Genomic DNA, 3,457 nt, shown 5'->3' with positions numbered 1-3,457 from the left:
CCCTACAACGGGAAAAGCCGGGTCGAGGAGATTCTTCGAAGCGAATGGGGCCGGCTGTTCCACAATTGGGAAAAGGTGGCGCCCGACGAGAACGGCTGGCCGGACGTCGGGATCGAGCCGGCCAAGCTCGACCGAAGTACGCTGCAACTGATCGGCAAGGCATTTCGCATCCTTGGCACATGCGTTTCCGAGGCCCCGGAAACCCGTCGGCTGCGCGGGCGGAAGATAGTCACCGCGACACGCTGACATTGCGTCGCACGGATACCGGACAAGGCCTCGTAGGCAGAGGCGTTTCAGTTCTCTCGAAGAGCGGCCAACAGATGGTATGGCTGTTGTGAAGGCACCCTGCTAATGGGGCCTGCGAAGGGGGTTTGTCTCAAGCACGGAAAGACCTGGGATCATCTGACCAGAGAACCTGCGGGCAAGCCGCCGGTGGTCCCCATGGCAGACCCCCGCCGTATCTGTAACGGCCCCCGAACTGATCGGAGCAGGTTACAGGGCCGCGCCGGGAATCTGGCGCTCCTGCCGGAAGATGGCGGTCGCCCCCGACGTATTCGTAGTCCCGCCTCAGGTGGAAGGATCGGCATCTGCCCCCTCTGCCCCACTGGCCGGAGTCTATCGGCTCTGGCTGGGCAGCAAAACCTCTTGCTTTGCCCAGAGGGAGACTGTATCATGAAGCTCCGATCAGAAGTCCTGACGTGTGCGATTCAAGAAAACGACTGATTTCAACACAGGGAGATTTCGATCATGGAAAAACCCAAAAGATCCTATTATCTGCCCGGCAAACTGGTGACGGCTTTTGACAAGGAGTGTTCGAAAGCGGGGTATGTCAAAGAGAAAGTCGTGGCGGCGGCCATGTTTGAGTTCTTGAACTCCAGCCCGGATCAACGAGCCGCGATGTTTGACAGGCTCGACAAGTTCCTCAGTAAGAAAGGTTGAAGTGAAAACCTGGCAAGTCGCGGCTCTTTTCTTTGTTCTCGCAGGTGCTCTGCGAGCCGAGTTTGCCATCCATGACGGCGATACGGTGGTGTTTCTGGGCGACAGTATCACCGCCGCCCGAGGCTACGGTAAGATCGTCGAGAACTATACGCTCCTGCGTTACCCGGACCGCAGAGTTCGTTTCATCAACGCGGGTTGGGGCGGGGACACGGCCGCCGGCGGCGCTGCCCGGCTTGAGCGAGACGTTCTGGGTCACGGGGCTACGCTGGTGACGGTGGCCTACGGCGTCAATGACATCGGCTGGGGCGGCAAGGCCGACGACGAACACAAACAGAAGTACCTCGACGGTATTCGGGACATTGTCACGCAATGCAGAAGTCGCGGCGTGCGGGTGTTCATCTGCTCGGCGGCGATCACCGGGGCTGACCCCGATAAGAGCGAAAACGACTATCTCCAGCGGATGTGCGATGAGGGCATGGCCCTGTCGCGATCTCTCGGCGGCGGTGCGATCGACGTGCAGCGATCGATGCGCGAGATCCAGAAGCGGATCTGGGCCGCCAACCATGAGGCGAAGGATGACAAAGACAAGCACACGCTGCACGCCGCCGACGGCATCCACCTCAACGATCTCGGCCAGTTGGCGATGGGATTCGCGATTCTGAAGGGCCTTGGGGCCCCGGCCGAGGTTTCTTCGGTGACGATCGATGCGGCCGCGGGGCGAGTTGCCGAGGCCTCTGGCTGCAAGGTTTCGGAGCTGAAGGTCACCACCGAGACAGTGGAGTTCGACCGCCTGGATGAGGGACTGCCGTTCAACCTTGGCCCGTTGGGTGCCCTGCAGTTCCGGTTCATCCCAATCCCCGACCAACTCAACCGATACATGCTGGCGGTGAAGGGGCTCTCGCCCGGCCGTTACCAGCTCACCGTCGCAGGCCGAGAGGTCGGCACCTGGCCGGTTGAAAGACTGGCGGAGGGCCTCAACATCTCCTCTGCCACACCGGACGGCTGGGTCCCGGGCGGTCCGTGGGACGCCCAGGCGGCCACGCTGATCATGCTGACCGACTCGCGGAACCAAATGGTGCAAGCCGAGAAGCTCTCGGCGATGTATCTGGGCGGTAACCCCAATCTTGGTGATGTTTGGCGAAAGATCACGGATATCAACGAACGGATGGAATCGCTCCAGCGAACCGTTGCCAAACCCGTGCCCTATCGATTCGTTCTCAAGCGGCTGCCGCCGGCCAGCCGGCCGTGACCGTCGCGAAAACGGGGCTCGGTTCGCTTCGCCGCCGGTCCGCCTGAAAGGGCGTGCCTCAAAGACGACGCCAGGGGGTGGCAGGCACCGGGCCTGGTCACGTGGCTGTCGACGTTTTCGTCCCGAAGTGAAACCCAGCAGGATGATTCGCGTATAATCCTTTTGATCGGTCATTCGACGGCCGGCATATCGATCCATCCGCGGGAGGCACGAGCATGGCGACTCTGCGGTCCAGGCCAGTCAAGCGGTCCGCTGGCCCCCTTTACCCCACCCGTCTGGAGATCCTGGCTGATCCGGATCTGTTGAAGCGTCACATCCCACCAGCTTGGCTGTCTCGGGGCGAGATGGCGGGTCTGTTGAGCGTGTTCCTGGCGGTCAACGGCACCGGTTGCTCGAAGGACCAGCCGGCTGGTTCGTCGGCCCGCCCGGCGGGAAATGACCTGGCCGGCAAGGCGGCCATCGTGGCCCCGATTTTCGAGCACGGCGAAGGCAGAGGAGCCACGGGCTGTGTCGTGGTCAATCCGCCAGTGTTCTTATCCGAGGAAGAGGCCTTGCAGGTGATTACTGAGGAACTGCAACAGGCCGGGCTGCACTTCTCGCAGCGAGACGTGCCGATGGAGGACGTCTCGATTCCTTTGAGGATAGAGGTGCGGAAGGAGGACTGGGTCACCGGGCGCGATGGCCTCACAGCGAAACCCGCCAGGACCCAGACGAGGTCGCTGAATTTGGACCTTGTGGACTCGACTCGCTTCGTGGCCGTCGAGTTTGTGTCTCAATCTGATCATAGAGAATCGAGGACCAACCATGACGATACGGACGATACAATGACGACCCTAAGGTCTTCCTCGGTGCAGGAATATGACTTCAAAGACACGGCCGCTTGGATCGCCAAATACGCGGGGGAACAGGGTCGGGGGCTGCGTCTGGGGATCTTCTATGATCCGATTGCGTGGCCCAAGCCGGCGTCTGATTCCGCGCAGCCGTCTGGCCTGACAGAAACACAGGACTTGGCCGAGTTGTTCAGGGCTGCCGTCCACGAGCACGATCGTATCGGGAGAATGACAAGCGAAGAACGTCTGGCGGAGTCCAAACGTCTTCTCCGCCTGCAGGTGAAGGACTTCGCGGACTGGCTCAAAGGGCAGGGAGTGATATGAACATGAGTCTCGAATGCGCGCCGATGAAGCACTGCCGATTTCCGGTTTACCCGACTCGTTTGGAGATCCTGGCTGATCCGGATCTGTTGAAGCGTCACATCCCACCAGCTTGGCT

General features: G+C 60.9%; 4 protein-coding genes. All 4 read left to right on the top strand.

From position 1 onward, the window contains the following. Nucleotides 1-246 (top strand): DUF362 domain-containing protein (locus PLL20_22055; protein HPD32684.1); only part of this gene is annotated, 246 nt, incomplete at its 5' end. A 501-nt stretch (nt 247-747) separates the two neighbouring features. Then, nucleotides 748-939, top strand: coding sequence for a hypothetical protein (locus PLL20_22050; GenBank protein ID HPD32683.1), 192 nt, complete (start codon nt 748-750; stop codon nt 937-939). A 1-nt stretch (nt 940) separates the two neighbouring features. Next, entirely contained in the window at nt 941-2,188 is a 1,248-nt protein-coding gene (locus tag PLL20_22045; GenBank protein ID HPD32682.1) for a GDSL-type esterase/lipase family protein, read from the top strand. A 215-nt stretch (nt 2,189-2,403) separates the two neighbouring features. Further along, nucleotides 2,404-3,342 carry a hypothetical protein gene (locus PLL20_22040; protein ID HPD32681.1) on the top strand — a complete coding sequence of 313 codons (939 nt, stop codon included), beginning with the start codon at nt 2,404-2,406 and terminating at the stop codon, nt 3,340-3,342. Nucleotides 3,343-3,457: the final 115 nt, after the last annotated feature.

Source organism: Phycisphaerae bacterium (genome assembly GCA_035384605.1).
Classification (GTDB): Bacteria; Planctomycetota; Phycisphaerae; order UBA1845; family PWPN01; genus JAUCQB01.
The sequence above is the reverse complement of the archived record's forward strand: the minus strand, read 5'-3'. Positions and strand labels throughout refer to the sequence as shown.

Coding starts and splice junctions, on each gene's coding strand:
- PLL20_22050 (HPD32683.1), top strand. CDS start 748: ATGGAAAAACCCAAAAGATCCTATTATCTGCCCGGCAAACTGGTGACG.
- PLL20_22040 (HPD32681.1), top strand. CDS start 2,404: ATGGCGACTCTGCGGTCCAGGCCAGTCAAGCGGTCCGCTGGCCCCCTT.